The sequence below is a fragment of the Blautia sp. AF19-10LB genome, assembly GCF_003461245.1.
Classification (GTDB): Bacteria; Bacillota; Clostridia; order Lachnospirales; family Lachnospiraceae; genus Blautia_A; species Blautia_A intestinihominis.
Genome location: NZ_QTWS01000104.1, coordinates 277 through 587 on the forward strand (window position 1 = coordinate 277; position 311 = coordinate 587).

1 rRNA gene (running past one end of the window) is annotated in these 311 nt (G+C 42.4%); it reads left to right on the top strand.

Annotated elements, in window-relative coordinates:
• Positions 1–5: ribosomal RNA gene (gene rrf, locus DWX28_RS20885) — 5S ribosomal RNA — on the top strand (it extends 111 nt beyond the left edge of the window).
• Positions 6–311 lie beyond the last annotated feature (306 nt).

A 311-nucleotide genomic window follows, 5' to 3' on the forward strand; every position in this document is an offset into this window, starting at 1 on the left:
CGGTTAAGACCTAAGCGGCCGATGGTACTGCATTGGAGACGATGTGGGAGAGCAGGTGGTCGCCAGATTAAAAAGAAAAGAACAGACGCAAGTCTGCTGAACATAAATACAGGCATTGGAAAGTGAGCCCTGTCGGAAACAGGGTGGAGCCAGTAAATAATCGATAAGTCCGATGCTAACCCGTATCAGCCGGGAAGAGCTGTTATAATAACTGGTTTTACCAGTGATATAAGATGAAAAGAAAGCTTTTCTTCTTATATGACTGATAAAGATTCAGTCAATATCGTACCTTGAAAACTGCATACATGTAA